The organism is Hydrogenovibrio marinus, from assembly GCF_013340845.1.
Lineage (GTDB): Bacteria > Pseudomonadota > Gammaproteobacteria > Thiomicrospirales > Thiomicrospiraceae > Hydrogenovibrio > Hydrogenovibrio marinus.
Genome location: NZ_AP020335.1, coordinates 801,771 through 825,372, shown reverse-complemented (window position 1 = coordinate 825,372; position 23,602 = coordinate 801,771). Strand labels below are relative to the sequence as shown.

At 42.3% G+C, this 23,602-nt stretch carries 23 protein-coding genes; 11 read left to right on the top strand and 12 right to left on the bottom strand.

The window, feature by feature from the left end; translation table 11 throughout:
- Positions 1–25: 25 nt before the first annotated feature.
- The 6 genes from pssA to HVMH_RS03755 all read right to left on the bottom strand — a co-directional run bounded on the left by pssA (position 26) and on the right by HVMH_RS03755 (position 5,632).
- A complete protein-coding gene (pssA, locus tag HVMH_RS03780) occupies positions 26–832 on the bottom strand; it encodes a CDP-diacylglycerol--serine O-phosphatidyltransferase (protein ID WP_035629185.1) in 807 nt (268 codons plus the stop codon).
- Positions 833–966: 134 nt separating this feature from the next.
- Positions 967–2,280 (bottom strand): UDP-glucose dehydrogenase family protein, encoded by a 1,314-nt coding sequence (locus tag HVMH_RS03775; RefSeq protein WP_029908079.1) that lies wholly within the window; start codon positions 2,278–2,280, stop codon positions 967–969.
- On the bottom strand, positions 2,277–3,911 hold the full coding sequence (pgi, locus tag HVMH_RS03770) for a glucose-6-phosphate isomerase (RefSeq protein WP_029908077.1): 1,635 nt from the start codon (positions 3,909–3,911) through the stop codon (positions 2,277–2,279). Before pgi ends, HVMH_RS03775 begins: the two co-directional genes overlap by 4 nt.
- A gap of 40 nt (positions 3,912–3,951) precedes the next feature.
- Positions 3,952–4,836 carry a UTP--glucose-1-phosphate uridylyltransferase GalU gene (gene galU / locus HVMH_RS03765; protein WP_029908075.1) on the bottom strand — a complete coding sequence of 295 codons (885 nt, stop codon included), beginning with the start codon at positions 4,834–4,836 and terminating at the stop codon, positions 3,952–3,954.
- A gap of 39 nt (positions 4,837–4,875) precedes the next feature.
- Positions 4,876–5,397: a DsrE/DsrF/DrsH-like family protein gene (locus HVMH_RS03760; protein WP_029908073.1), complete on the bottom strand. Its 522-nt coding sequence runs from the start codon at positions 5,395–5,397 to the stop codon at positions 4,876–4,878.
- A gap of 4 nt (positions 5,398–5,401) precedes the next feature.
- Positions 5,402–5,632: a sulfurtransferase TusA family protein gene (locus HVMH_RS03755; RefSeq protein ID WP_197942630.1), complete on the bottom strand. Its 231-nt coding sequence runs from the start codon at positions 5,630–5,632 to the stop codon at positions 5,402–5,404.
- A gap of 188 nt (positions 5,633–5,820) precedes the next feature.
- Between HVMH_RS03755 and HVMH_RS03750 the strand changes: the two genes are divergently transcribed.
- The 5 genes from HVMH_RS03750 to soxA all read left to right on the top strand — a co-directional run bounded on the left by HVMH_RS03750 (position 5,821) and on the right by soxA (position 9,556).
- The gene (locus HVMH_RS03750; RefSeq protein ID WP_051623189.1) at positions 5,821–7,200 is read left to right on the top strand and encodes a M48 family metallopeptidase; all 1,380 of its coding nucleotides are present in this window, start codon (positions 5,821–5,823) and stop codon (positions 7,198–7,200) included.
- Between the two features lie 188 nt (positions 7,201–7,388).
- The gene (gene soxX / locus HVMH_RS03745) at positions 7,389–7,763 is read left to right on the top strand and encodes a sulfur oxidation c-type cytochrome SoxX (RefSeq protein WP_029908066.1); all 375 of its coding nucleotides are present in this window, start codon (positions 7,389–7,391) and stop codon (positions 7,761–7,763) included.
- Between the two features lie 37 nt (positions 7,764–7,800).
- Positions 7,801–8,268 carry a thiosulfate oxidation carrier protein SoxY gene (gene soxY / locus HVMH_RS03740; protein ID WP_029908064.1) on the top strand — a complete coding sequence of 156 codons (468 nt, stop codon included), beginning with the start codon at positions 7,801–7,803 and terminating at the stop codon, positions 8,266–8,268.
- Positions 8,269–8,322: 54 nt separating this feature from the next.
- On the top strand, positions 8,323–8,634 hold the full coding sequence (soxZ, locus tag HVMH_RS03735; RefSeq protein WP_029908063.1) for a thiosulfate oxidation carrier complex protein SoxZ: 312 nt from the start codon (positions 8,323–8,325) through the stop codon (positions 8,632–8,634).
- Positions 8,635–8,725: 91 nt separating this feature from the next.
- Positions 8,726–9,556, top strand: a complete 831-nt coding sequence (gene soxA, locus HVMH_RS03730) for a sulfur oxidation c-type cytochrome SoxA (RefSeq protein WP_029908061.1) — start codon at positions 8,726–8,728, stop codon at positions 9,554–9,556.
- A 138-nt stretch (positions 9,557–9,694) separates the two neighbouring features.
- Here soxA and HVMH_RS03725 read toward each other — a convergent pair whose 3' ends face one another.
- Both HVMH_RS03725 and ilvD read right to left on the bottom strand, forming a co-directional pair.
- On the bottom strand, positions 9,695–10,099 hold the full coding sequence (locus tag HVMH_RS03725; RefSeq protein WP_029908059.1) for a tellurite resistance TerB family protein: 405 nt from the start codon (positions 10,097–10,099) through the stop codon (positions 9,695–9,697).
- A gap of 70 nt (positions 10,100–10,169) precedes the next feature.
- The gene (gene ilvD / locus HVMH_RS03720; protein ID WP_029908057.1) at positions 10,170–12,023 is read right to left on the bottom strand and encodes a dihydroxy-acid dehydratase; all 1,854 of its coding nucleotides are present in this window, start codon (positions 12,021–12,023) and stop codon (positions 10,170–10,172) included.
- Between the two features lie 130 nt (positions 12,024–12,153).
- On the opposite strand from ilvD, the gene argA reads away from it, so the two are divergent.
- Positions 12,154–13,452 carry an amino-acid N-acetyltransferase gene (argA, locus tag HVMH_RS03715; protein WP_029908055.1) on the top strand — a complete coding sequence of 433 codons (1,299 nt, stop codon included), beginning with the start codon at positions 12,154–12,156 and terminating at the stop codon, positions 13,450–13,452.
- A gap of 11 nt (positions 13,453–13,463) precedes the next feature.
- Complete coding sequence (gene rnt / locus HVMH_RS03710) at positions 13,464–14,090, top strand: ribonuclease T (RefSeq protein WP_029908053.1); 627 nt, start codon at positions 13,464–13,466, stop codon at positions 14,088–14,090.
- Between the two features lie 80 nt (positions 14,091–14,170).
- Here rnt and grxD read toward each other — a convergent pair whose 3' ends face one another.
- Positions 14,171–14,524, bottom strand: coding sequence for a Grx4 family monothiol glutaredoxin (gene grxD / locus HVMH_RS03705; protein ID WP_029908050.1), 354 nt, complete (start codon positions 14,522–14,524; stop codon positions 14,171–14,173).
- Positions 14,525–14,654: 130 nt separating this feature from the next.
- On the bottom strand, positions 14,655–16,460 hold the full coding sequence (locus HVMH_RS03700; RefSeq protein ID WP_029908049.1) for an N-acetylglutaminylglutamine amidotransferase: 1,806 nt from the start codon (positions 16,458–16,460) through the stop codon (positions 14,655–14,657).
- A gap of 140 nt (positions 16,461–16,600) precedes the next feature.
- Here HVMH_RS03700 and HVMH_RS03695 point away from each other — a divergent pair, with 140 nt between their 5' ends.
- The 3 genes from HVMH_RS03695 to HVMH_RS03685 all read left to right on the top strand — a co-directional run bounded on the left by HVMH_RS03695 (position 16,601) and on the right by HVMH_RS03685 (position 19,980).
- Complete coding sequence (locus HVMH_RS03695; protein ID WP_029908047.1) at positions 16,601–18,817, top strand: bifunctional diguanylate cyclase/phosphodiesterase; 2,217 nt, start codon at positions 16,601–16,603, stop codon at positions 18,815–18,817.
- 40 nt (positions 18,818–18,857) lie between these two features.
- A complete protein-coding gene (gene coaE / locus HVMH_RS03690) occupies positions 18,858–19,445 on the top strand; it encodes a dephospho-CoA kinase (protein ID WP_029908045.1) in 588 nt (195 codons plus the stop codon).
- A gap of 133 nt (positions 19,446–19,578) precedes the next feature.
- Entirely contained in the window at positions 19,579–19,980 is a 402-nt protein-coding gene (locus HVMH_RS03685) for a hypothetical protein (RefSeq protein ID WP_029908043.1), read from the top strand.
- 19 nt (positions 19,981–19,999) lie between these two features.
- On the opposite strand, the gene HVMH_RS03680 is transcribed toward HVMH_RS03685, so the two are convergent.
- Positions 20,000–20,956 (bottom strand): Nudix family hydrolase, encoded by a 957-nt coding sequence (locus HVMH_RS03680; RefSeq protein WP_029908041.1) that lies wholly within the window; start codon positions 20,954–20,956, stop codon positions 20,000–20,002.
- Positions 20,957–21,122: 166 nt separating this feature from the next.
- On the opposite strand from HVMH_RS03680, the gene hisC reads away from it, so the two are divergent.
- Positions 21,123–22,184: a histidinol-phosphate transaminase gene (gene hisC / locus HVMH_RS03675; protein ID WP_029908039.1), complete on the top strand. Its 1,062-nt coding sequence runs from the start codon at positions 21,123–21,125 to the stop codon at positions 22,182–22,184.
- Between the two features lie 114 nt (positions 22,185–22,298).
- Here the strand turns inward: hisC and argJ are convergent, their stop codons facing one another.
- A complete protein-coding gene (gene argJ, locus HVMH_RS03670) occupies positions 22,299–23,507 on the bottom strand; it encodes a bifunctional glutamate N-acetyltransferase/amino-acid acetyltransferase ArgJ (protein WP_029908037.1) in 1,209 nt (402 codons plus the stop codon).
- Between the last annotated feature and the right edge of the window lie 95 nt (positions 23,508–23,602).

The following is a 23,602-nucleotide window of genomic DNA, read 5'->3' as shown; positions in this document are numbered from 1 at the left end:
ATCTAGTGCTTAATCGCTAAACAGATTAAGGTGCATCACTTTCAGCAGACGGTTGTTCCGTCTCCTTTTTTTCCGTTTCGTTTTGTTCTGAAGCCTTACGCTTTTTACTACGTCTTTCAGAACGTTTTTGTTGCAAAAGCCTCAGTGTCAAAATTGGGCCTGACAGCGCATAAAGGAAAAAGAAACCGAACAAAATTACGGCTGGCTTTAAAGTAATAACCACAAACACCAACACGATTAACAGTAAGGTAACAAAAGGCACTTTTCCTTTTAAATTTAACTCTTTAAAAGAGTTAAATCGCATATTACTAACCATCATCAAACCCGCAGCCAATGTCAGGAATAATGTAAAGAACGACTCTAACCCAGTTTGAATATGATTGGTTTCCACCATCCAAACAAAACCTGCCAATAGTGCCGCGGCCGCAGGACTCGGTAACCCTTGGAAATAGCGTTTATCTGCAATACCGACTTGCGTGTTGAATCTTGCCAATCTCAGCGCTGCGCCTACCGTATAAACAAAGGCAATTAACCAACCTAGCTTACCGAAATCATGAAGCGCCCATTGATAGATAAGCAGCGCTGGCGCCAATCCAAATGAAATCATATCGGCGAGACTGTCATACTCTGCGCCGAAAGCACTGCACGAGTTGGTCATGCGTGCAACACGGCCGTCCAACCCATCAAAAATCATTGCGACGAAAATAGCGATAGCGCCCTGCTCGAAATAACCGTTCATTCCGGCAATAACAGCATAAAATCCTGCGAAGAGAGCGCTTGTCGTCATGAGGTTAGGCAAAAGATAAATGCCTTTTTCAAACGAAGGTTTCATTGTGAAATTCTTTTTATTTTAAGTAGACACACATTCTATAAAGAAAGCGTATAGGTAACAAGATGGAGACCAAACTATTTCTGCAAGTAGCACAGGGAAAAAGAAATGGTTTGGCTTAAAAACGGAAAAACGAATTAAATAAATTGCCCCCTACCGACACCAAAGTATTCAAACCCTTTGGATTGCATTACATTCAAGTCATAGATATTGCGACCGTCAAAAATAACAGGCTGAGCCATGAGTGATTTCATACGTTCATAATCCGGGTTCCAAAAGTGCTTCCATTCGGTCAACACCATTAATGCATCAGCATTTTCCAGCGCCTGATACATGTCATTAACGTAGGATACACCTTGACGATCTTCTCCCCAGTAACGCTGAAATGCTTTTTTCCCTTTAGGATCATAAGCCACAACTTTTGCGCCTTGTGCCACCAAAGCTTCAACTGTTTTCAAACTTGGTGCATTATCGACAGTAGCCGTATTTGGCTTAAACGAAAGCCCCCATATTGCAATGGTCTTATCCTGCAGTCGGTTATGAAAATAGCGCCATGCTTTTCTAAACAAAACCTCTTTTTGAGATTCATTATTACTCAAAACCGTTTTTAACAAATCTGCATCATAACCCTTAGATTCAAGTGTTCCAACAAGGGTTTTAACATCTTCAGCAAAGCTCGGTCCACCAAAACCACAACCAGGATAAAGATAGCTAAATCCAACGCGTCCATCTGAACCTAGACCTTGACGAACCTGCTCCATATCGATATCAAAATGCTCAGCATTATTGGCCAACTCGTTCACCAAACTCATTCGAGTTGCCAAAAGCGCATTAACCGCATACTTGGTATATTCCGCAGCTCTTGTCGACATAACTTTGATTTGATCGACCGTATAGTTAAAAGGGCGCATAATGTCTCTGATGGTTGCAATAGCTTCCTGACAATCTCCGCCCAACACAACACGATCTGGTCGCGTGAAATCCTTCACGGCTGACCCTTCACTCATGAATTCCGGCATAGAGACCACTGCTACTTTAGCTTCTACACCACGACGCGCAAACCCTTGTTGGATAATCTGTAAAAAACGATCCGCTGTACCGATAGGAAAAGTGCTTTGATTCACAACAATCAGGTCTTTTTCAGCCGTACTGGAAATAAGGTCAACTATGTCTTCTGCTTTCCGAATATTCCATGACGGCATACTCAAAAACAGTACATCACCATATTCGACCCCTAAAGACCAATCTGCTTCAAAAAACAAACGTTCTTCTTCATATTGTGACTTTATTAATGATGCAAGCCCAGGCTCTTCCCTCGGTAAAACACCGTTTTGCAAATCCTCGACTTTGACAATACCGATAGGCAAAGCCATGACTTCATTTCCCGTCTGCGCCAAAGCTCCCGCTGTCACCAAACCACTTAATTCGCACCCAAAAACCGAAATTTTCATGATGTCACCTTCTCAATCAGTTTTCTTGTTGAAGCATCAAACTGTTCCGCTAAAGAAGCATCCCGTAATGCCGCTTTGGTCTCTTTGGCAATCAATTTTCCAAGCTCAACCCCCCACTGATCAAAAGAGTTAATCTCCCAAATCACTCCTTCTACAAAAGTCTTATGCTCGTAAAGTGCAATCAACATCCCTAGTGTTTTAGGCGAAATATCCTTCATCAAAATCGTATTCGACGGCTGGTTACCCGGATAGTGCTTAAAAGGAGAATCAAAGTTAGCCTTCAAGCTCTCCGGAATCGCATCATCCCCCAGCATCAACACACGGGATTGCGCAAAACAATTCGCCAAAGCCAACTCATGCTGAGACTTCAAACTTTCATTTCTGCCTGTATGAGAACTGGCATCAAAATCATCTCTAATCTTCAGAGCAAAAAAATCACACATCACCTTTTGTGTCCCTTGATGCAGCAACTGATAAAAGGCATGTTGTGCATTAGGGCCGACCTCCCCCCAAAGAACAGGACAAGTCTTGTAACCAACTTCTTTACCATCTCTATTGACGGATTTCCCGTTGCTCTCCATAACTAACTGTTCAAGATATGAAGGAAGGTATTTCAGACGGGCATCGTAAGGAAGAATCGCTTTTTTCTGAATGTTTAAAAAATTAATATTCCAGATATCTATCAAGCCCAAGATAACAGGAAGATTCCGCTCAAAAGGCTCTAATCCAAAGTGCTCATCCATAATTCTGGCACCTTCAAGCAACTCTCTGAACTTATCCATACCAATTTGTAGCGCTATAGGCAAACCAATGGCAGACCACAATGAATAGCGACCTCCTACCCAATCCCAAAAAATAAGCTGGTTTTCAGGGGGAATCCCCCATTCCGTCATCATATCGGGCTTAGTCGACACACCGATAAAGTGCTGCGAGTAGATTTCTTGCTTGTCCTTAATAGCCTCTTCCAACCAGTCTATTGCTGTTTCAGCATTGGAAAGTGTATCAATCGTCGTAAAAGATTTTGACGCCAAAATGAAGAGTGTCGTTTCTTGTTTAAGTTTGTTTAGAAGATTAGATGTTTGGGTACCGTCGATAGAGGAAATGAAATGAAGATTCACTGGGGATTGAATGGTCTGCAAGCTTTGAGTAATCATTAATGGCCCCAAATCAGAACCACCCACACCAATATTCACAACATCCGTAATTGCCTTACCACTAAAGCCACGCCAGTGTCCAGAACGTACTTTATTGACAATTCTTGCCATGCTGTCAAACTGAGCATCAACATCATCCTGTACCAGTGCTGCAAGCCCGCTAACACCTTTGTGATTAGCCCTTAGCGCAGTGTGAAGCGCTGGTCTATCTTCTGTGTCATTGACCTTTTCACCGGATAACAATTTATAAATCCAGCCTGACAAATCTTGTTGATCCGCCAATTCAAAAAGAAGAGACATTGTCTCTTCTGTGATGCGATTTTTGGAATAATCAACGTAAAGATCATCAAATTCATGAGAAAATTTGTCTGTTCGATTACTATCGTTTTTAAACAACTGAGACATGGACATTGTTCCCAAGCCAGCATCACAATGTACTTGTAAAGCTTGCCAAGCAGGTGAAGCATCTAATGTCATAAGCACCCTTCTTTTTTTATTCTTCGTCTAACTTTAATTCTTAAATCGAATCTATATCCAAAGATTTCAAGTATTCTTTAAAGTCAGCTCCTAGTTTTGGATCACGCAATGCATATTCGATATTAGCTTGTAAAAACCCCTGTTTATCACCACAATCGTAGCTTTTACCATCTTTAAATTCAAAGCCGAACATTACCTCTTCATCTAGCAACCTATCCATTGCGTCAGTCAGCTGAATTTCACCGCCTGCCCCAGGTTTAGTAATTTTTAAAAGTTGCATCAAACGAGGGGTAAAAATATAACGCCCGACAACAGACAGATTAGATGGTGCGTCTCCTTTTTTGGGTTTTTCCACCAAACTGGAAATACGCATATCCGCGCCATTGATTGCTGCAATACCGTACTTTTCCACCTGATCCTCTGGTACCGCTTCCAAAGCAATAACACTTGTATGGACTTTTTCATAAAAATCCACCATCTGTGCCAAACACCCTTTTTTCGAGTGATACATCAAAACATCCGGCAGCAACACCGCAAAAGGTTCATCACTTGCGATAACAGGCTCTGCACATAAAATAGCATGCCCCAGTCCTAGCGCTTCTGGCTGACGAACACTCACAATCCGAACACCTTCAGGCGTAATCTCTTGAATCGGGATCAGACGTTCCTCTTTCCCCCTTAACTGCAGCTCTGTTTCCAGCTCATAGTGCTTATCAAAATGGTTTTCTATTGCATTCTTACTAGAGTGGGTCACTAATATAATATCGGTTATGCCAGCTTCAGCAGCTTCATGAACAATATATTGAATCAACGGCTTATCAACCACTGTCAACATCTCTTTTGGAATAGCCTTGGTTGCAGGTAAAAACCGTGTACCCAAACCGGCTACAGGTAAAATGGCTTTGGTAATCTTCTTATACAACATTACTTCTCTCTTCTTTCCGTTCCCTTTTCTCAGCTTGCTTCAGATAAACAAGCTCTGAGAAGGTGGGCTTTCTGCAAAGTACGTCGCTGCACCTGCTATTTCTATTTCATCTATAAGATCTGATTCACTAATACCTAAAAGGTCAAACGCCATTGAACAGGCAGTAAACTTCACCCCTAAATCCAAACATAATGTTCTAAGCTCATCAATGGGCAGTTGATTTTGACGCTTCATCTGTAGCTTGAATGCAAAGGTAACCAGAGCGGTCATGCCGGGAATAATCCATATAACCTGAGGCAATACTTTATTCCAGTCAATTTTTTTCAACCAACCTGGGCCAACTGGAAGTCTTAAAATCATGGCTGGATTTGCTAGAGGGGAAACTTTTAGGCTAGAGGTATTACGATACAACCCTTTCACACCATAAAAAGAACAAAAAACATCTACTTTTTTCCCCATCGCGGCGGCTGTACTCGCAAGAATAAGCGTTGCATAAACCCAGTCAAGCGACCCTTTTGTCAAAATAATACTGACCTGTTCCTGTGATGTTTCACTATCCATACATTCAACTCTTCGTCAGCTTGAAATACAAAAAACCTTGATCTTCTTTTTTGAAGAGGCAATCCAAGCCTTGCTGCCGGCAAAACGCCGGAACATCTTTCATAGCACCTTTATCCGAAGCTTTAAAATCAATTTCAAGGCTTTCACCTGGATGCTCCGCCAAAAACTTTTTCAACTTTACAATCGGCATTGGACAAGCCAACCCTGTCATATCCAACTCATAGTTTTTATACAAAACTCTATCACCCATCAAAACGAAAATTATAAATTTTAGATGACAAACCAACTGAAACAAAGTCATGATTCTTTAAAAGTCATGATTCTTTATATATGTCTTTCATGCTTCGTTTTATAATACTCTCAACTAAAGCCTAACCGAATTTTATGCAAAAAACCATACTCTTCTTATGTTTAACCCTTAGTATGTCGCCCTTGGCACTCGGTAGCAACCTACCTGATCTTGGCGCTCCCGACTTAAAGGATTATGACTCTCAAACGGAGACCTCTTTGGGTAGGGCTTTCTCTGTAGCACTTCATGAACAATATGACTTGTTTTACGACCCAACCACGCTTAGCTATGTCCGGCATATCGGTAATAAAATTGCCAGCCAAACCGGACAAGACCGCCAATTCACTTTCTACATACTCAATGATCCAGAAGTCAACGCCTTTGCTGGCCCCAATGGCGTCATTGGAATACATACAGGACTCATACTTGCCGCAAGAACCGAAGATGAACTTGCTTCTGTCATGGCGCACGAAATCGCTCACGTAACCCAGCGACATTTATCACGAACATTTGAATACCAAAACAATGTTAGCGTCACCAGCATCGCCTCGCTTATTGCGGCAATCCTCATTGGCTCTCAAGACGTTAGCGCCGGCATCGCAACCTATATGGGTGGCATGGGGCTCAACATTCAACAACAACTAAAAAACTCGCGTATTCATGAAAACGAAGCTGATTATTTTGGCATCAAGTACTTAGATAAAGCAGGTTACAACCCTTACGCCATGTCAGATTTTTTTGGCCGCTTAGAAAAAGAATCTCAACTCAATGAATTCAAAGCACCAGAAATTCTCCTAACACACCCTGTAACAGAAGAGCGCTTAGCCAAAGCAAAAGAAAGAGCCTATCAACTCTCCAAAGACAGCAAACGGGTTTACCACAAAAATTCATTAAAGCTCATACAACTACGTATGAAATTATTACTTCATATTGACGATAGTTATGGTGACAAGCACCTTGATAAAAACGAGCAATGCTACTTGGAAAATTTAAAGTCACTCCAGTCAACTCCAAAAAAAGTATCGTCATTCAACATACAATGTTTAAAAGATGCCACCAAGCAATATCCTAACAATAAACTTTATCGCTTGTTGCAGGCACAGGTTGATTCTGTGATAAACCCTGAGCTAGGACATCGCGAGTTCACCTATTTAGAAGCAATTTATCCATCTGACTTCAGTATTCCATACCTGCATGCTTTAGCATTAGAGCAAAATAATCAAATTGATAAGGCAATTGAACTACTGAGAAAAGCGACCCCAAAATTTCACTCCCAGTACTTGATGTATTCAGAGCTTGCTCGCCTATTTTCAACTCAAAATGAAACAAAATACTCCTATTACTACAACGCCTTGGCAAACTACAATATTGGCAACACTTCCAAAACCCTTTACCTAGTCAAACAGGCAAAACTGCTTGAAAAAGATAAAAGCAGCCTCTTCTTCAATAAGCTGATTCAGCTTGAAAATCAAGCATCTATGGATCAAAAAATTGCAGAACAAAAATTAAAATAATCTCCTGGCATAAATTTTTTTTTAGCAGTATTAAATATTGCTATCGGGATTTTTGATAAAACACTTGCGTATATTTCATATATCAGTAACCTATGCGTCTAAGAGCACAAACTGCTCAAAACCTATTCAAAATATAAATAGGAAGAACAGATAAAAAAGTCGTCTGGCTTTTTTTCAGGAGGATAAGAATGTTGAAAACTAAAATGAAGCACTTACTGACTGCCGCCGCAATTACTACAGCATTTGCCGTAGCTCCGTTATCAGCACAAGCTGGTGATAAAGAGATGACAAGTGTTGAAGCAGGCAAAAAACTGGCTTTCAGTAGATCCCAAGGAAACTGTCTTGCATGCCATGCTATTCAAGGCGGCGAACTGGCTGGAAATATTGGTCCTGCGTTAATTGCCATGAAGTTGCGTTACCCAGACAAGCAAAAACTTTTTGACAAAATTTGGGGTAAACCAAATACTCAGGTTCCAAACAGCATGATGCCTCCGTTCGGACAAAACGGAATCCTTACAGATAAACAAATACATGAAATCGTTGATTTCATCTATACACTGTAATTTTTAAATTAAACCTTAAACGGGAGTTTAAAACCTTATGAAACGTAGATCTTTCCTTAAAGGTACTCTAGCTACTGGTGCAGCTGCTGTTGCAGTTAACGCTGGTCTTCTAACACCTTCAACTGTTTTAGCTGATTGGAACAAAAAAGCTTTTGATGCTAAAAAAGTAGATGACGCTCTTAACGGCATGTATGGTACTGCTGCAGCTACTGCTTCTGGCGACATCAGCCTTAAAGCTCCGGCTATCGCTGAAAACGGTGCAGTTACACCTATCACTGTAGACGCTTCTAAAATGAAAGGCGTCGAGTCTATTTCAATCGTTGCTAGCAAAAACCCTATGCCTCTAGTTTGCGAATACAGCTTCGCAAGTGCTGCAGAAGGTTATGTTTCTACTCGCATCAAAATGGGTGAAACTCAAAACGTAGTAGCTATCGTTAAAGCTGGTGGTAAGCTATACAAAGCAGAACAAGAAGTTAAAGTTACTATCGGTGGTTGTGGTGGTTAATCCACTTTTCACGTAAACTTTATTAGAATAACTGCAAATTTTAAAGGAAATAACATGTCAATCAAAATCAGAATGCGTGGAAAATCTAAAGGTGGCATCGCTGAAGTTAAGGCACTAATCAAGCACCCAATGGAATCAGGTGCTCGCATGAACAAAAAAACTGGTAAGCCATATCCAGCTAACTACATCAACGTAGTTGAAGTATTGGTTAACGGAACTAAAGCAATCGACGCTCAATGGTCTGGTGCTGTTTCTGCAAACCCATACCTTGGTGTTAAAGTTAAAGCAAACAAAGGTGATAAAGTAACTCTAAACGTTGCTTCTAACATCGGTGATAAAGGTACTGATTCTATTACTTTGAAGTAATTTAATCTGCCTGGAATCTGCCAAATGGCAGATTCCAAAATTCTCTATAATAATACTTTATAAATAAAGAGTTCTCGGACGGAGGAATGGGATGAAGAAAACATTGCTAGTTGCCTTAGCGTTAGGCGCAACAGCGACAGCCACAGTTTCTATGGCTGCCAGCATTGATCCAGAACAAAGTCGTCAAGACTTAGTCAAATATTTCAAAGCAAAAAACCCGAATATTGATATTTCAGCATACAAAGACGGTGCTTATATCTACTCAGCTGACAAAATGTCTCAATTCAAAGCTGTTATGGAATTTCCTCCATATCTAGATGCAATTGATGCAGGTGAAGCTTTGTACAACAAAGATAAAGCCGTTTACGACAAATGTTTCGGTTCTGACGTAACTAAAGTACGTGTTATGTTCCCTCGCTTCGACGAGAAAACACAACAAGTAGAAACTCTAGAAGGTCAAATCAACCAATGTCGTACTGATGCTGGACTAAAACCTTTTAAATGGAAAAAAGGCGATATTGCAAAACTTTCAGCCTTTTATGCAGACCAAGCACGCGGTCAAAAAATCCATGTTGTAATCAACTCTGAAGGTGCTAAAAAAGCATTCCTTGAGGGTGAGAAGTTCTTTATTACACCACATGGTCAATTGAACCTTTCTTGTGCTAAATGTCACACTTACAACGCAGGTCGTAAGGCTCGTGCTAACATCCTTTCTGCTAACCTAGGGCACACAACAGGTTTCCCTGTTTTCCGTGCTAAATGGCAAGAGCTAGGTACATTGCACCGTCGTTATGGTGGTTGTAACAAAAACATGCGTTTGAAACCATTTAAAGCTCAAAGCGAAGTCTACAGAAATCTAGAGTTCTACGAAGCTTATATGGATAACGGTCTAGAAATTAACGGTCCAAGCTACCGCGAGTAATCGCTCACTAGACTAGATCCAATAAAAAAACCCAGCTATGCTGGGTTTTTTATTGCCTGAAATTTATTCGCCATAATAAAAAGGCCTCATACGAGGCCTTTCTAATTTACCAGCTATCTAATCTAAGAAGTAATTAAATCAATAACCATCCTCTAGCATTTGCTCACCTTCAAATAACCAGTCAGCTCCTTGTCTAACCCATCTCTCTATCTTCAAAAATAAATCAGAATCATTCATGCCGATTTTTTGAGCAATCATAAATACCTTGTCCTGCTCTTCTTCGCCGAAATGGCCATCCTTATAGGACAACTTAATCAACTCTTGAAGAAGGATAATTTTTGAGCGTTTAGAGTCAAAAACACGCAGGGTCTCTTCCAAATTGATCTGTGATTTATCAAGCTCAAACTCAATTCCAAATGCTTCACTGAAGGTTTTTAAGTACCCTAGCTCCTCTTCGGAAACATCCATGTCAGCATTCGCTAACATAACAGCCAAATCAAAAACCGCTTGTCTTTGCTCAGTTGTCAATCTATCTGCAAACATTCTTTACTCCACAATAAACTATTAAGTGAAAACCAACTGTTCAGGTCAATATTTGACTTAGCGAATCAGGCTACTTTTCAATCTGTTCAACATTTCGAACGGCACCAAAAGCCGCACTGGTTGTCATAGCTGCATACGCTCTAAGCGCAGCACTTACTTTTCTAGGACGCTCTTTCATTGGCTTCCAAGCAAGCTTACCTTTGGCAACCATTGCCTGACGCCTTTCTGCCAACTCTTCATCCGTTAATTTAACTTGAATACTTCTATTAGGAATATCTATTTCGATAATATCCCCACTTTCAATCAAACCAATATTTCCGCCTTCTGCGGCTTCGGGAGAACAATGCCCAATTGATAGGCCTGATGTACCTCCTGAGAAGCGTCCATCCGTTAGAAGTGCGCAGCTTTTACCCAAACCTTTGGATTTAAGATAGCTTGTAGGATACAGCATTTCCTGCATCCCTGGACCACCTCTTGGTCCTTCGTATCGAATAACGACGACATCACCCGCTTTAACTTCATCGCCTAAAATTGCAGCTACAGCATCCTCTTGACTTTCGTAGATTTTAGCTGGTCCAGAAAATTTGAAAATTTCTTCATCCACACCAGCAGTTTTAACGATACAACCATCTAGCGCAATGTTTCCATAAAGCACAGCCAAACCGCCCTCTTGGGTATAGGCATGCTCTAAACTTCTGACACACCCTTTTTCATCATCATCGTCAACCTCTTTCCAGCGCTTATTTTGACTGAAGGCTTCGGTTGTTCTGACATTTCCGGGTGCTGCACGGTAAAAAGTTGTAACTGCCTCATCATCTGTGCGTGTAATGTCCCATAATTCTAGAGCAGCCCCCATTGTTGAAGCATGTACCGTTTTAACATCCGTATTGATTAGGCCACCACGTTCCAACTCCCCCAAAATACGCATGATGCCACCCGCTCTATGCACATCCTCCATATGGAAGATTTTCGAGTTAGGCGCAACTTTAACAAGGCACGGTACTCTGCGAGAAATATGATCCATATCAGCCATAGTGAAATTCACTTCTGCTTCGCGGGCAATGGCAAGCAAATGCAAAACCGTATTGGTTGAGCCCCCCATTGCCACATCTAAAGCCATCGCATTCTCAAAAGCTTCTCGAGTGGCAATAGATCTTGGCAATACGCTTGCATCATCTTGTTCATAGTATTGCTTGGCAAGCTCAACAATTCTTCTGCCAGCTTCTTCAAACAAATGTCTTCTATCCGCGTGCGTCGCCAACGTTGTACCGTTACCAGGCAATGCAATACCCAAGGCTTCCGCCAAACAATTCATAGAATTAGCGGTGAACATTCCAGAGCACGAACCACATGTTGGGCAGGCTGAACGTTCGACTTCTTCAACATCGCTATCGGAACAATGACTATCCGCGGCCATAACCATGGCATCCACCAAATCGAGTTTAATCCCTTCGCCACCTAGAACGGTTTTACCGGACTCCATTGGCCCACCCGTTACAAAAATAGTCGGAATATTCAGACGCATCGCAGCCATCATCATACCAGGAGTGATTTTGTCGCAGTTGGAAATACACACCAATGCATCCGCACAATGTGCATTACACATATACTCAACAGAATCGGCAATCAAATCTCTTGAAGGTAATGAGTACAACATACCATCATGCCCCATGGCGATCCCATCATCCACAGCAATAGTATTAAATTCTTTAGCAACACCACCGGCACCTTCAATGACACGTGCGACTAGCTGCCCCATATCTTTCAAATGCACATGTCCAGGAACAAACTGAGTAAAGGAGTTGGCAATCGCAATAATCGGCTTACCAAAATCTTCAGTTTGCATACCTGTTGCACGCCATAAAGCACGTGCTCCGGCCATATTTCTTCCATGTGTACTCGTTTTCGAACGATATGCGGGCATAGTTGTCTCCTGTTATGCAGGCTAAGTGCGTTAAAACCTTGCCGCTCAAAACGCTTTTTCAGCGCATTTTCTTTGTTTTTGACGGCAGCCTGTTATACTAATCCAAATAACTTGGTATTCTCTCATAACTATGCTGCAATCTGAATTAGATTTTATTAATAACCTACGTCAGTCTTCGCCCTATATTGCTACGCACAGAGGTAAAACTCTGGTTATTTATCTTCCGGGTGAAATGCTTCAAGTTTCAGACCATCTCCTGCAGTTTGCCAAAGATATCGTTTTGCTTAACAATCTCGGCATAAAAGTTGTCTTAACGCTTGGAGCCAGTGTGCAAATTGATGACGCGCTTAAACTTGCAGGACATCAATGGGAAACACACCAATTCTGCCGAGTGACTCAAACCGATCATGTAGAAACGATTCAAAAAACCATAGGCTGGGTCCGTTCAAAACTTGAAGCCGTATTCAGCCAGGCTTGTGCAGAACAACACTCTCCTCTTTCGCTGGTTTCCGGCAACTGGGTCATTGCTAAGCCCAAGGGCGTAATTAATGGCATTGATTTTCAGCACACAGGCTCTTTGAGAAAAATTAATAGTTCAGCCATTAATGCTTGCTTGAACAACAACCAAGTCTGTCTTTTAACGCCTCTGGCTTATTCTCTGACTGGAGAAGTATTTAACCTCAACACGCTTGAGCAGGCTTTTGCCGTTTCTCAAGCACTGAATGCAGACAAGCTGATTGTTTATTCAGATACGGATGAACTGACCGACATTCCAAAGACAATGAGCTTATTGGAAGCACAACGTTATTTGGAAGCCATTAAAACTGATGGCAATTTATATAGTTTGGCGAATCTATTGAAGTTATCACTTAATGCCGCCAGCTCCGTCAAACGCATCCACATCGTGTCACAACAAGAACCCAGTAGCATGCTGTTTGAATTATTCAGTCGTGACGGACTAGGCACGCTAATTTATGCCGACCGCTACCACCAGTTACGCCCTGCAACGATCGATGATGTCGCAGGTATTCTCAAACTAATTTCTCCCCTTGAAGAACAAGGCATTCTAGTCAAACGTTCTCGTGAAGCGCTTGAGCTTGAAATAAATAACTTTATCGTCGCAGAAAGAGATCACCAGATTATGGGTTGCGCCGCACTTTATCGAATGGATGAGCACCAGGCAGAGCTAGCCTGCCTTGCTGTCGATCCAAGTTATCAGGGCGGCGAACTGGGCCAGGAAATTCTCAATAAAATTGAAGAAATGGCGAAGCTGCAAGCCGTACAAAAACTTTTTCTTCTCACCACCCATACCGATCATTGGTTCCAAGAACAAGGTTTTGAAAAGTCAAGCCTTGAGATGCTGCCTGAAAAACGGCAAATGCTCTACAACTACCAAAGACAATCCAAAATACTGATAAAAAAGCTTTAACCCACTAAATTATGAGACCAGTAACACTAATTAAAGACCGTTTCCGTGGCTTTTTGCCGGTTGTTGTTGATGTTGAAACAGCCGGTTTTGACTCACAAACAAATGCACTGATTGAAATTGCCGTTGTCACACTCAAAATGAATGGCGAAGGCTTGCTTGAGAAAGACCAAACCATTCAAGCGAATGTTCTGCCCTTTAGAGGCTCAAAACTCGATCCCGGTGCACTGAAGTTCATCGGCGTTGAAGACCCAACTCACCCATTTCGCATGGCAATGTCGGAAAAAGACGCTTTGGAAAAATGTTTTGCCCCCATCAGAAAACTTTTAAAAGACCAAGACTGTAGCCGTGCCATTTTGGTTGGTCACAATGCGTTTTTCGACTTGAGTTTTGTTAAAGCCGCTTCTGAGAGATGCAAGATAAAATCCCCCTTTCATGAATTCAGCACATTCGATACCGTTTCACTTTCTGGCTTAGTCTATGGTCAAACTGTGCTGGCAAAGGCTGTTACCGAAGCAGGCATCGACTGGGAAGACAGTAAGGCTCACTCTGCCGAGTACGATACTGAAAAAACCGCTGAGCTTTTCTGCAAAATCGTCAATCAATGGCCATTGCAAATGCCCAACAACACACTAACTTAACCAAGCCCCCAACCAGGCAGATTTTAGCGATAAAAAAAGCGCCGTTTAGGCGCTTTTTAGCATGCAGATTATCTTAACAATTAAGACGCATCCGAATGAGCATGCTTTTCATTAGCAGCTTGCATCAACTTCTTCAGATCGCCAGATTCTGCCAGTTCCAACGTAATATCGCAGCCACCTTGAAGCTCACCATCAATATACAGCTGAGGAAACGTTGGCCAGTCTTGATACTTAGGCAAGTGTTCAAAAATGTACGGATCAGCCAAGACGTTAACAAATGCAAACTTCTCGCCTGTTTCTACCAATGCTTGCGCTGCGCGGCTTGAAAAACCGCAAGAAGGCATCTGAGGTGTACCTTTCATATAAATAACGACTGGGTTACTCGTCACTTGTTGGTGAATGCGGTCAAGTGTTTCTTGTTGCTGATTATCCATTTTATCTCCTGAAAATTGCTATTTGACGATGTATTGCCAAAAAATACCCGAGTGATTTGGTAAGTTATTATATCAAACTTTTCCCGTTAAGCGAAAACTGCTTCCATTTAACTTTTTTACACGACTTTCTTTAAGAAATATGTCGATCCACATTACGTTGAAGCCATAACTCAAGCAAGGCAGCATGCCAAAGCTTACTACCTTTAATCGCAGTAAAACTCGCTTCATTTTCAGGGTTTGCCAATAAATTTTCGATGTAGTCCGGGTTAAAAATTCCACGCGTTTTAGCAGCATCACTCGTCAATACATCCTTCATCCACTGATAAAAATCATCCCGCACGTACTTTAATGCGGGCATAGGAAAATAGCCTTTTGGTCTATCAATCACACTATCTGGCACAATACCGCGGGCAATTTTCTTCAGCACATATTTGAAGTCTTTTCTTTTTAGCGACTCAGGTGCCGACATGGTTAACTCGACCAAATCATGATCCAAAAATGGCACTCTAGCTTCCAAACTCCAAGCCATAGTCATATTGTCCACGCGCTTAACAGGATCATCAACAATCAATGTTGAAGCGTCCAATCTCAAAACTTGATCTAAAAATGTCGTTGCCCCTGGCTCGCTTAATCGGTCATTTGCCCATTCGGAAGTCACATCGTGCACATGGTATTTTGGGTTAACCATCTCCAACCATTCTTCATGCGTTCTATCAAAGTAGAAAGGGGCAAATGCATTGACTGGAGGTTCACCAGGACTAAGCTTTTCATAAGCTTCAGCCATTTGCGGATACCAAAAGTATCCTGCAAACACTTCATCTGCTCCCTGACCGGACATCACCACTTTCACATCCTTAGAAACCTGTTCGGACAGTAAATAGAAAGCAACAGCATCTTGACCAAACATAGGTTCAGCCATAGCATCTACCGCTCCTGGCAGCCTAGGTAACACTTCCTCGTTTGAAATGAGGTATTTTTTGTGTATCGTTTGGTAGCGTTCAACCACCTGATCGGAGTATTCAAACTCACTTCCCTTCTCTTCTGGGACATCTTCAAACCCGATTGAAAAGGTTCGAATATTCTCTACACCTGCTTCCGCTAGCAATGCAACAATCAAACTGGAATCAAGTCCCCCTGATAACAACACACCAACAGGTACATCTGCCGCTGTTAGACGTTTATGTACAGCTTGCTTCAGTGAGTCATGAATACGATTTATCCAATCTTCTTCATTCAGGTTTTCAGCCCCAGCAGGACGCTCGGCCATTAGATGCCAATAGGATTTCTTGAACATTTGCCCATCAGGATTAACAATCATCCAATGCCCAGGTTCAAGCTTTCTGATACCTTTCAAAATGGTATAAGGCGCTGGAATCACACCATGTAAAGTGAATTGGTGATGTAGGCCAATAGGATCTATTTCAGTATTGATATCACCCGACGCCAGCAATGCTTGCGTGTTGGATGCAAACTTTACTCCACCGTCCACTGGCGCATAGTAAAGTGGTTTTATGCCAAAACGGTCTCTGGCAATGAGCAATTGCTGATGGTGATCATCCCAAACAGCAAAGGCAAACATTCCCTCAAAGCGCGTAACACAATCCATGCCCCACTGGCGATAAGCTTTCAAAATAACTTCAGTGTCTGAGTGAGAGCAGAATTCATGCCCTAGTTCGATCAAAAGTGATCTTAGGGATTGGTAATTATAAATACAACCGTTGAATACCAGAGACAGTTCATTATCAATCATCGGTTGATGGCCTGCATCACTCAAATCAATAATGGACAAACGGCGGTGCCCCAGGCCGACTTGATTCTGTATCCAAGTACCACCATCATCAGGCCCTCTTCGCTCCAAAGCCTTTAACATCGGGGTTAAAGAAGCTTCAGAAACACCACGTCCATTCCAATAAATTTCACCACAAATTCCACACATAAAACCATCTCGTTTCGCACTTATTCGCCGTTATTCTAACGGAAACACTTTATCTTTTTCTGATATGTTTCATTCGCTACAATTATTCATGTACAATCGCTGCAAAAAGATTTTTAACAGACAACTGACGAACACCTCTCATGAAATTCCCTCAACTCACTGCAAAAGTCTATTTGGCTGTCTTTGTTATGACCATGTTGGGTATTTACTCATTTTTCCATTTTCAGTTGTATTCAGAAACAGAATCTCTGCGCTCACTTGCTCAAACAAAAACGGAAGCCCTAGCAAAGAAAGAGTTACAACATGAAATTGTCACCAGTATTGATAGAATAAATCAAAGTTTAGACCAAATCACCTATTGGGACGATGTGTATAAGCAACTCATCAACCGTGATAGCTTCCCATCATGGTACCTCAAAACCTTAAGACCATCCCGCTTGTGGCGCAAAAACTATCTACAACTCCAGCTATACAATGAAAATGGCCACCTAGTCGCTGCCAGTCCAGACAAGGACTTTAACCCTTTACCGAATAACATTCCAAACCATCCACTCTACTTTGTAGTTTGGCACGGAAAGCTTGTGCTTATCCAGTTTAAGCCAATTTATAAACCCTACACTCAAAATATCATTGGTTACGCTGGATTAGCAACTGACTTTTTGCCAGAACTGAACGCTGATGAGCATTTGACTCATATAAAAAGTGGCTCCTTAAGACTTAATTTGACGAAAAGCCTAAGTACTTTCCTTGCTGCGGACCTTCCTCATTATGTGTCCTATCAGATCTTCATAAACCCAATGAACGAGTATCTATGGGGATGGATTCAGGATTTCCTGATTCAAGTCGCTATTCTAGGCCTACTCATTTCATTTATGTTTGTCATTTTGTTTGCACATTTCATTGTGCGTCCTCTGCATCAAATGACAGGCTATATTGAACGCTTAAAAAATAGTCCCAACAAACTTGAATCGCCACTGAACAAACGTTACATCCTCAAAGAGTTTGAGCGACTCAAGGATGCTATTTACCATTACCACAAGCAAATTGTCAGCGCAAATATCGAAATAGAAGAACAACGCCAAATCGCCCACGAGCAAGCTAGAGTTGATGCACTTTCTCACGTAATGAATCGCCGAGCATTCGAAGAAAACTGGCTAAAAATCATTCAAAATTACCCTAAAAACCCTAGAAACCTCGCATTCCTTTTGTTCGACTGTGATTTCTTCAAAGCTATCAATGACACATACGGACATGAAATTGGAGATGAAATCATCCGAATTTCCGCCTCGACCATTAAAAGAGCTCTACCGCTTGACGCCGACCTCTACCGACTAGGCGGGGACGAATTCGCTGCTATCGTTAAAGATCGTAGCCCGGAAGAAAGTGTCAAAATCGCTGAAAAATGTTATGAAGCTATTTCAAAGTTCAACTTTGAACAACTGTTGGGTATTAACGAAAAAGTGGTATTTAGTATTGGTATCAGTATTGTCACACCAGACATTGCCAATGAAGTTTACCTGATGAACCGCCAAGCAGATATTGCGCTTTACCGAGCCAAAAAATCTTTGCAGAAGAAAATCAGTGTGTACGAACATGAAACGGAATTCGAAGAAGCCGTGCTGCTCTCCAAAAAACATGTTAATGCCATTGTGGAAAGCTTGCAGTGCAATAACTCTCTGCAAATTTATGGTCAAACAATTGTTTCATTAAAAGACAAAAATTCTTCTTATAAAGAAGCGTTGGTCAGAATCAAAGCAGACGACACGCTTATCCAACCGGTGGAAATTCTCAAGGTCGTGCATCATCGTAACCTAGAGATTGAGTTGGATCAATGCGTGTTGGGCACGATATTGACATTACTCACCCAAAACAAAATTCCTTCAGGAATGGGACTTTCCATCAACATTTCGGCTCAGACTTTACTGCAAGGTAACCTGCCTTCTCTGCTTATACCTTTCAAACGATTCTTGCCGGAACATAAACTGGTCATCGAAATTCTCGAAAGTACACTGATTACCAATATCGATCAAGCAACCGAAACCCTTAACAGTATCCGCAGTGAAGGTTTCAAAGTGGCTCTTGATGATTTCGGTAGCGGTTACTCCTCAATAAAATACCTATCATGGATGCCAGTGGATATCGTCAAATTCGACATGACACTGACGCAAGGTTTGATGACGGACGATAAAAGCAAAAATATCATTGAGAAAACCGCTGCCATGATTCGTTCGGCAGGCTACGACTTAGTCATGGAAGGTATTGAAACAGAAGAAATGAAACAAGCCGCAATTTCTGCCGGAGCAACACACCTGCAAGGCTATTTGTTTGACAAACCTAGTCCGCTTAGTCAAGATTAACTGTATTAACACCCAAACACATCTTCACGAATCAAACACTATGAAAACCTACGCGATTACAGGCGGCATCGGCAGTGGCAAGTCCACTCTCAAACACTGGTTTGAAGAACAAGGCGTGCCCACACTCAACGCTGATGAGATGGCACGAGACTTGGTTCAGCCTGGTATGCCAGCGCTCCAACAAATTGCCTTAAGCTTCGGAAACGAATTCATCCAAGAGGACGGCCATTTAAACCGAAAAGCGATGCGCCAAACAGTGTTTAACAACGAGAAACGCCGCAAGCAACTTGAAGCCATTCTCCATCCTCTTATTAGGCAGACCACGGCAGAGCAGCTGGCTAAGTTTGAAGCAAAAGTCCACCCAATCGCTGTTGTGGAAATTCCTCTTTTGGTGGAGACGGGCAAACCGGATTACATTGATAAGGTCATCGTATCCGACTGCCCTCCGTCGCAACAAATACAACGCGTTCAACAGCGCAACAACTGGGCATACGAAGATATTGCCAATATTATGAAACGTCAGGTTTCCCGTCAGGAACGTTTGAATCACGCAGATATTATCATTGATACATCAGGAGACTTGGCATCTATTGAAGCACAGCTCCGACATTACTTTTCAGATTTGTAAACAGCTCACGCCGCCTTACACACAAAATCTTCATCTTGAAACGATTGTAAAACCCTTGGTTTTTCTATAGCCTAGTGACTGGAGTTTTCGATGAAGAACACGACAACAAACACAACCAAAGAGAGTTTTATTCATGCCTTATAAGGTTACTTCTCTACAAGACGGTTACTGTTACACGGCAGTGGTGCCACGGCGCCTGCTTGCCCACACTATCATCAAGTATTTAGTAAAAAAAGATTTAAGGCTAGCGGACTTTACCCATATTGTTCAAGAGAGCCATTTAAATCCGCTAATGATTGTCGACGAGGCGCAATTCAATGAATTGCTTGAATCCAACCCTGGCGTAGATTTGATTTACAATACCATCAGACTTAAGGACAACAGTCTGATCCATTACCACACCAATTGGACGGTACCCCAGAACAATTGGCAATTGATGACAGAACAGCTCAACGCTCATGACATCCATGTAGAAACCATTCCGACCAAAGACCTCCCATCCTCAATCAAAACGAAAACCAAGCTAGAAGACTAAAAAACTCTTCTAAACCAACCTAAAGCGTTGCCGGCCAAAAGCTGGAAATCGCCGCAACGCCCTGTGCACCAAAACGTTTTGCTTCTCTGATATCCGAAGCCTTCATACCTCCCAAGGCATAAACCGGCACAGGAACATTTTGAACCAGTAATTGAAACCCCATCCAACCGAGTGCTTCCATATCTGGATGCGAAGAAGTTGGTTTCACTGGTGAAAGCAAAATAATGTCTGCCTTCAACTCCAATGCTCGAGCAATCTCCAACTCATTATGCGTCGAAATGCTCAACAACTTATCTTTTGCAATCGGTCTTTGCGTCCAATGCGTTAATTCAGTTGACGCCAATTGCAACCCATCCGCTTCGGGCAATAAATCCAACCATTCCGGTTTACCGTTTATCAACACTTTTCCTTGATGCCCATGAACTTTCGGTATAGCCATTTTCGCAAATGCTAGAAATGCCTCTTCCTCCATTTTCTTAGCACGAAGCTGAACCAAACGAACACCATCTTTCAAGGCGATTTCAAGTTTGTGTAATGCATCTTCTTGGCATGCAAAGTCTCCAGTAATCATCATTGCATCAGGCAAGCTCAGGGCAGAAACAATACCTTCATTTGCTTCAGGAAAACGATAATCACCCAAATCTTTGGTTTCTACCCAGGCAACGGTCTGCCCTTCTTTGCCATGAGGTTCTCCAACAAACTCTTCGGTTTCAAACACATTCAACATGACTGAGGCATGTTCGTAATCCCAAGGAATTTGAATAAGCGGTTGCCAATTGCGCGTCTCAATCCCAACTTCTTCATGAAACTCGCGTTCCAATGCCAACTCAAAGTCTTCGCCCGCTTCGACTTTACCGCCGGGAAACTCCCAATAGTCAGCATAAGCCTGATGTTTCTGCCTGACAGACAGCAACACGTGCGTTCCCTTTCTTAAAACGCCTACCACGATTTGTTTTCGACTTGTTTCGGCTTGCATGTACTTTCCTCATTTCTACTGAGCTTTATTTTGTCAAAAATCTGCCAGGTTGGGGTAGGTTTTCACTGCTAGAAATTCGTTTTTTACAGTAAAATACTCTTTTTGTTCCTTGTTTTTTCAGGCGAACAGCCACCAAACCATAAAGATAAAATACTAGAGAACCACTATGAGTCAATTTTGGAGCGATCTTGTTCACACCCTAACGCCTTATGTACCGGGTGAACAACCGAAAGTCGACAACCTTGTTAAACTCAATACCAACGAAAATCCATACCCACCATCGCAGAAAGTGTATGAGGCAATTGCATCGGTAAATGACGAGAGATTAAGACTTTACCCAGACCCTAACTCGGATGCTTTAAAAACGACGCTGCAAAACCACTATGGCTTAAAGGAAGGTCAAGTTTTCATCGGCAATGGTTCGGACGAGGTCTTGGCGCACATTTTCATGGCACTTCTCAAGCATGATAAACCTTTGCTGTTTCCAGACATTACTTACAGTTTTTACCCTGTTTATTGCGGGCTTTACGGCATCAACTACCAAACCGTACCGCTAACCAAACAGTTTGAAATCGACCCTGCTGATTATCGTATTGAAAACGGCGGTATCATTTTCCCGAACCCAAACGCGCCGACAGGCAGAGTGCTGGCACTAGACGCCATCAGAACCCTGCTGGAAAACAACCCAAATTCTGTTGTCGTTGTGGATGAGGCCTATATTGATTTCGGTGGCGAGTCAGCGGTATCGTTGGTTCAAGATTATCCAAATCTACTGGTGGTGCAAACCTACTCCAAGTCTCGCTCTTTGGCTGGCTTACGCATTGGTTATGCCATGGGGCAATCGCACTTGATTGAAGGCTTGGAGCGCGTTAAAAACAGCTTTAACTCTTACCCGATGGATCGTGTAGCTTTAGCGGCAGGTGTGGCGGCCATTGAAGACCAAGCTTATTTTGACGGCTGCTGTGAGAAAATCATCCATACACGTGAAAACCTGGTTGAATTCCTCACCAAAAATGGCTTTGAAGTGGTGCCTTCGGCTGCCAACTTTGTCTTCACCAAGCACAAGCACTTGGATGCAGTAGATATTGCACAACAACTTCGTGACAAAGCGATTATCGTGCGTCACTTCAAATTGCCGCGCATCGATCAGTATTTGAGAATCAGTATTGGGACAGATCAAGAGAACCAAGCACTGTGCGATGCGTTATCCGACATCGTAAATGCTTAATTATCCAGATGTTTAAATAAGAAAATCTGCCAGGTTGGGTCAAGTATTAACGACCCCAACCTGGCAGATTTATGATGGGAACTTAAACCAAGTTTAAGTCCGATCTAAATTCGATTATGACCGATATTCGGCATTGATTTTCACGTAGTCGTAAGAGAAATCAGTTGTCCAGACCACTTCACCCGCTTCTCCACGATTCAAAATAATCTTAATCGTAATATCGGTTTCGTTCATCACAGCTTGACCAGCTTCTTCCGTATAAGAATCCGCACGTCCACCGTTTTCTACCAACAGCACATTACCCAAATAGATTTGAATGGCATCAATATCAAAGTCTTCAACTCCCGCACGACCTACTGCAGCCAAAATACGGCCCCAGTTAGGGTCAGACGCAAACAATGCCGTTTTCACCAATGGCGATAACGCTACTGCATGAGCAACTTTCAATGCCTCTTCAGAAGAACGCGCATTCTCGACTTCAACTGCGACAAATTTGGTAGCACCTTCCCCATCTCTTACAATTTTCTGAGCCAAGGTCATCATGCAATGATTCAGCGCATTTGCAAACTCTTGATAGGCCATTGAGTTGCAATCTTCGATAGTTGGCATATCGGCTTGCTGCGTTGCCGTCAAAGTGCAGGCATCGTTAGTTGAGGTATCGCCATCAACCGTTATGCGGTTGAACGACAAATTTGTCGCATCCGTCATGGCTTGCTGTAAGCAGGCTTTAGTGATTTTTGCATCAGTTGCCACAAAGCCCAGCATCGTTGCCATGTTTGGATGAATCATTCCAGAACCTTTAGCAATCCCGGTAAAAGTCACTTCATGCCCACCAATAGTGACTTTTACACTGTACATTTTTTCAACGGTATCGGTTGTCATGATGCCTTTCATCGCACCATCCCAACCATCAATCGCTAAATTGGCAGCGGCCATAGGAATGGCTTGCTGCACTTTATCCATTGGCAAATTCTGACCGATAACACCTGTTGAAAAAGGCAAAACCTCGTCTGCACTACAACCTAGCTCATTTGCAACCCAAGCACAGGTTTGTTCGGCATCCATCATGCCTTGTTTACCAGTACCCGCATTGGCATTTCCACTGTTAATAACCAATGCTTTCGGCGCTTTTGCAGCAAGATGACGCTTAGCCAACGTAACAGGAGCGGCACAAAATGCATTTAGCGTAAAAGTTGCGACCGTGACCGCTGCATCATTGAATTGGAACAAGACAAAATCTTCCTTACCGGATTTTTTAATCTTGGCACAAGTTGTTCCAGCGTAAACACCTTGAACAGGATGGATAACCGTATTTGCGCTCATAGCACTTCCTAGTAACAAATATTTAAATAGCTAAACTAAAAAAGCCCACCGTATCAATTACAAGTGGGCTTTCGGGTTTGTGTTCTTCTGAATTA

Coding starts and splice junctions, on each gene's coding strand:
- pgi (WP_029908077.1), bottom strand. CDS start 3,911: ATGACATTAGATGCTTCACCTGCTTGGCAAGCTTTACAAGTACATTGT.
- HVMH_RS03750 (WP_051623189.1), top strand. CDS start 5,821: ATGTCGCCCTTGGCACTCGGTAGCAACCTACCTGATCTTGGCGCTCCC.
- HVMH_RS03760 (WP_029908073.1), bottom strand. CDS start 5,397: ATGGATAGTGAAACATCACAGGAACAGGTCAGTATTATTTTGACAAAA.
- HVMH_RS03695 (WP_029908047.1), top strand. CDS start 16,601: ATGAAATTCCCTCAACTCACTGCAAAAGTCTATTTGGCTGTCTTTGTT.
- soxY (WP_029908064.1), top strand. CDS start 7,801: ATGAAACGTAGATCTTTCCTTAAAGGTACTCTAGCTACTGGTGCAGCT.
- rnt (WP_029908053.1), top strand. CDS start 13,464: ATGAGACCAGTAACACTAATTAAAGACCGTTTCCGTGGCTTTTTGCCG.
- soxX (WP_029908066.1), top strand. CDS start 7,389: ATGTTGAAAACTAAAATGAAGCACTTACTGACTGCCGCCGCAATTACT.
- argA (WP_029908055.1), top strand. CDS start 12,154: ATGCTGCAATCTGAATTAGATTTTATTAATAACCTACGTCAGTCTTCG.
- argJ (WP_029908037.1), bottom strand. CDS start 23,507: ATGAGCGCAAATACGGTTATCCATCCTGTTCAAGGTGTTTACGCTGGA.
- galU (WP_029908075.1), bottom strand. CDS start 4,836: ATGTTGTATAAGAAGATTACCAAAGCCATTTTACCTGTAGCCGGTTTG.
- HVMH_RS03700 (WP_029908049.1), bottom strand. CDS start 16,460: ATGTGTGGAATTTGTGGTGAAATTTATTGGAATGGACGTGGTGTTTCT.
- soxA (WP_029908061.1), top strand. CDS start 8,726: ATGAAGAAAACATTGCTAGTTGCCTTAGCGTTAGGCGCAACAGCGACA.
- grxD (WP_029908050.1), bottom strand. CDS start 14,524: ATGGATAATCAGCAACAAGAAACACTTGACCGCATTCACCAACAAGTG.
- HVMH_RS03775 (WP_029908079.1), bottom strand. CDS start 2,280: ATGAAAATTTCGGTTTTTGGGTGCGAATTAAGTGGTTTGGTGACAGCG.
- soxZ (WP_029908063.1), top strand. CDS start 8,323: ATGTCAATCAAAATCAGAATGCGTGGAAAATCTAAAGGTGGCATCGCT.
- pssA (WP_035629185.1), bottom strand. CDS start 832: ATGAAACCTTCGTTTGAAAAAGGCATTTATCTTTTGCCTAACCTCATG.
- hisC (WP_029908039.1), top strand. CDS start 21,123: ATGAGTCAATTTTGGAGCGATCTTGTTCACACCCTAACGCCTTATGTA.
- HVMH_RS03685 (WP_029908043.1), top strand. CDS start 19,579: ATGCCTTATAAGGTTACTTCTCTACAAGACGGTTACTGTTACACGGCA.
- coaE (WP_029908045.1), top strand. CDS start 18,858: ATGAAAACCTACGCGATTACAGGCGGCATCGGCAGTGGCAAGTCCACT.
- HVMH_RS03725 (WP_029908059.1), bottom strand. CDS start 10,099: ATGTTTGCAGATAGATTGACAACTGAGCAAAGACAAGCGGTTTTTGAT.
- ilvD (WP_029908057.1), bottom strand. CDS start 12,023: ATGCCCGCATATCGTTCGAAAACGAGTACACATGGAAGAAATATGGCC.
- HVMH_RS03680 (WP_029908041.1), bottom strand. CDS start 20,956: ATGCAAGCCGAAACAAGTCGAAAACAAATCGTGGTAGGCGTTTTAAGA.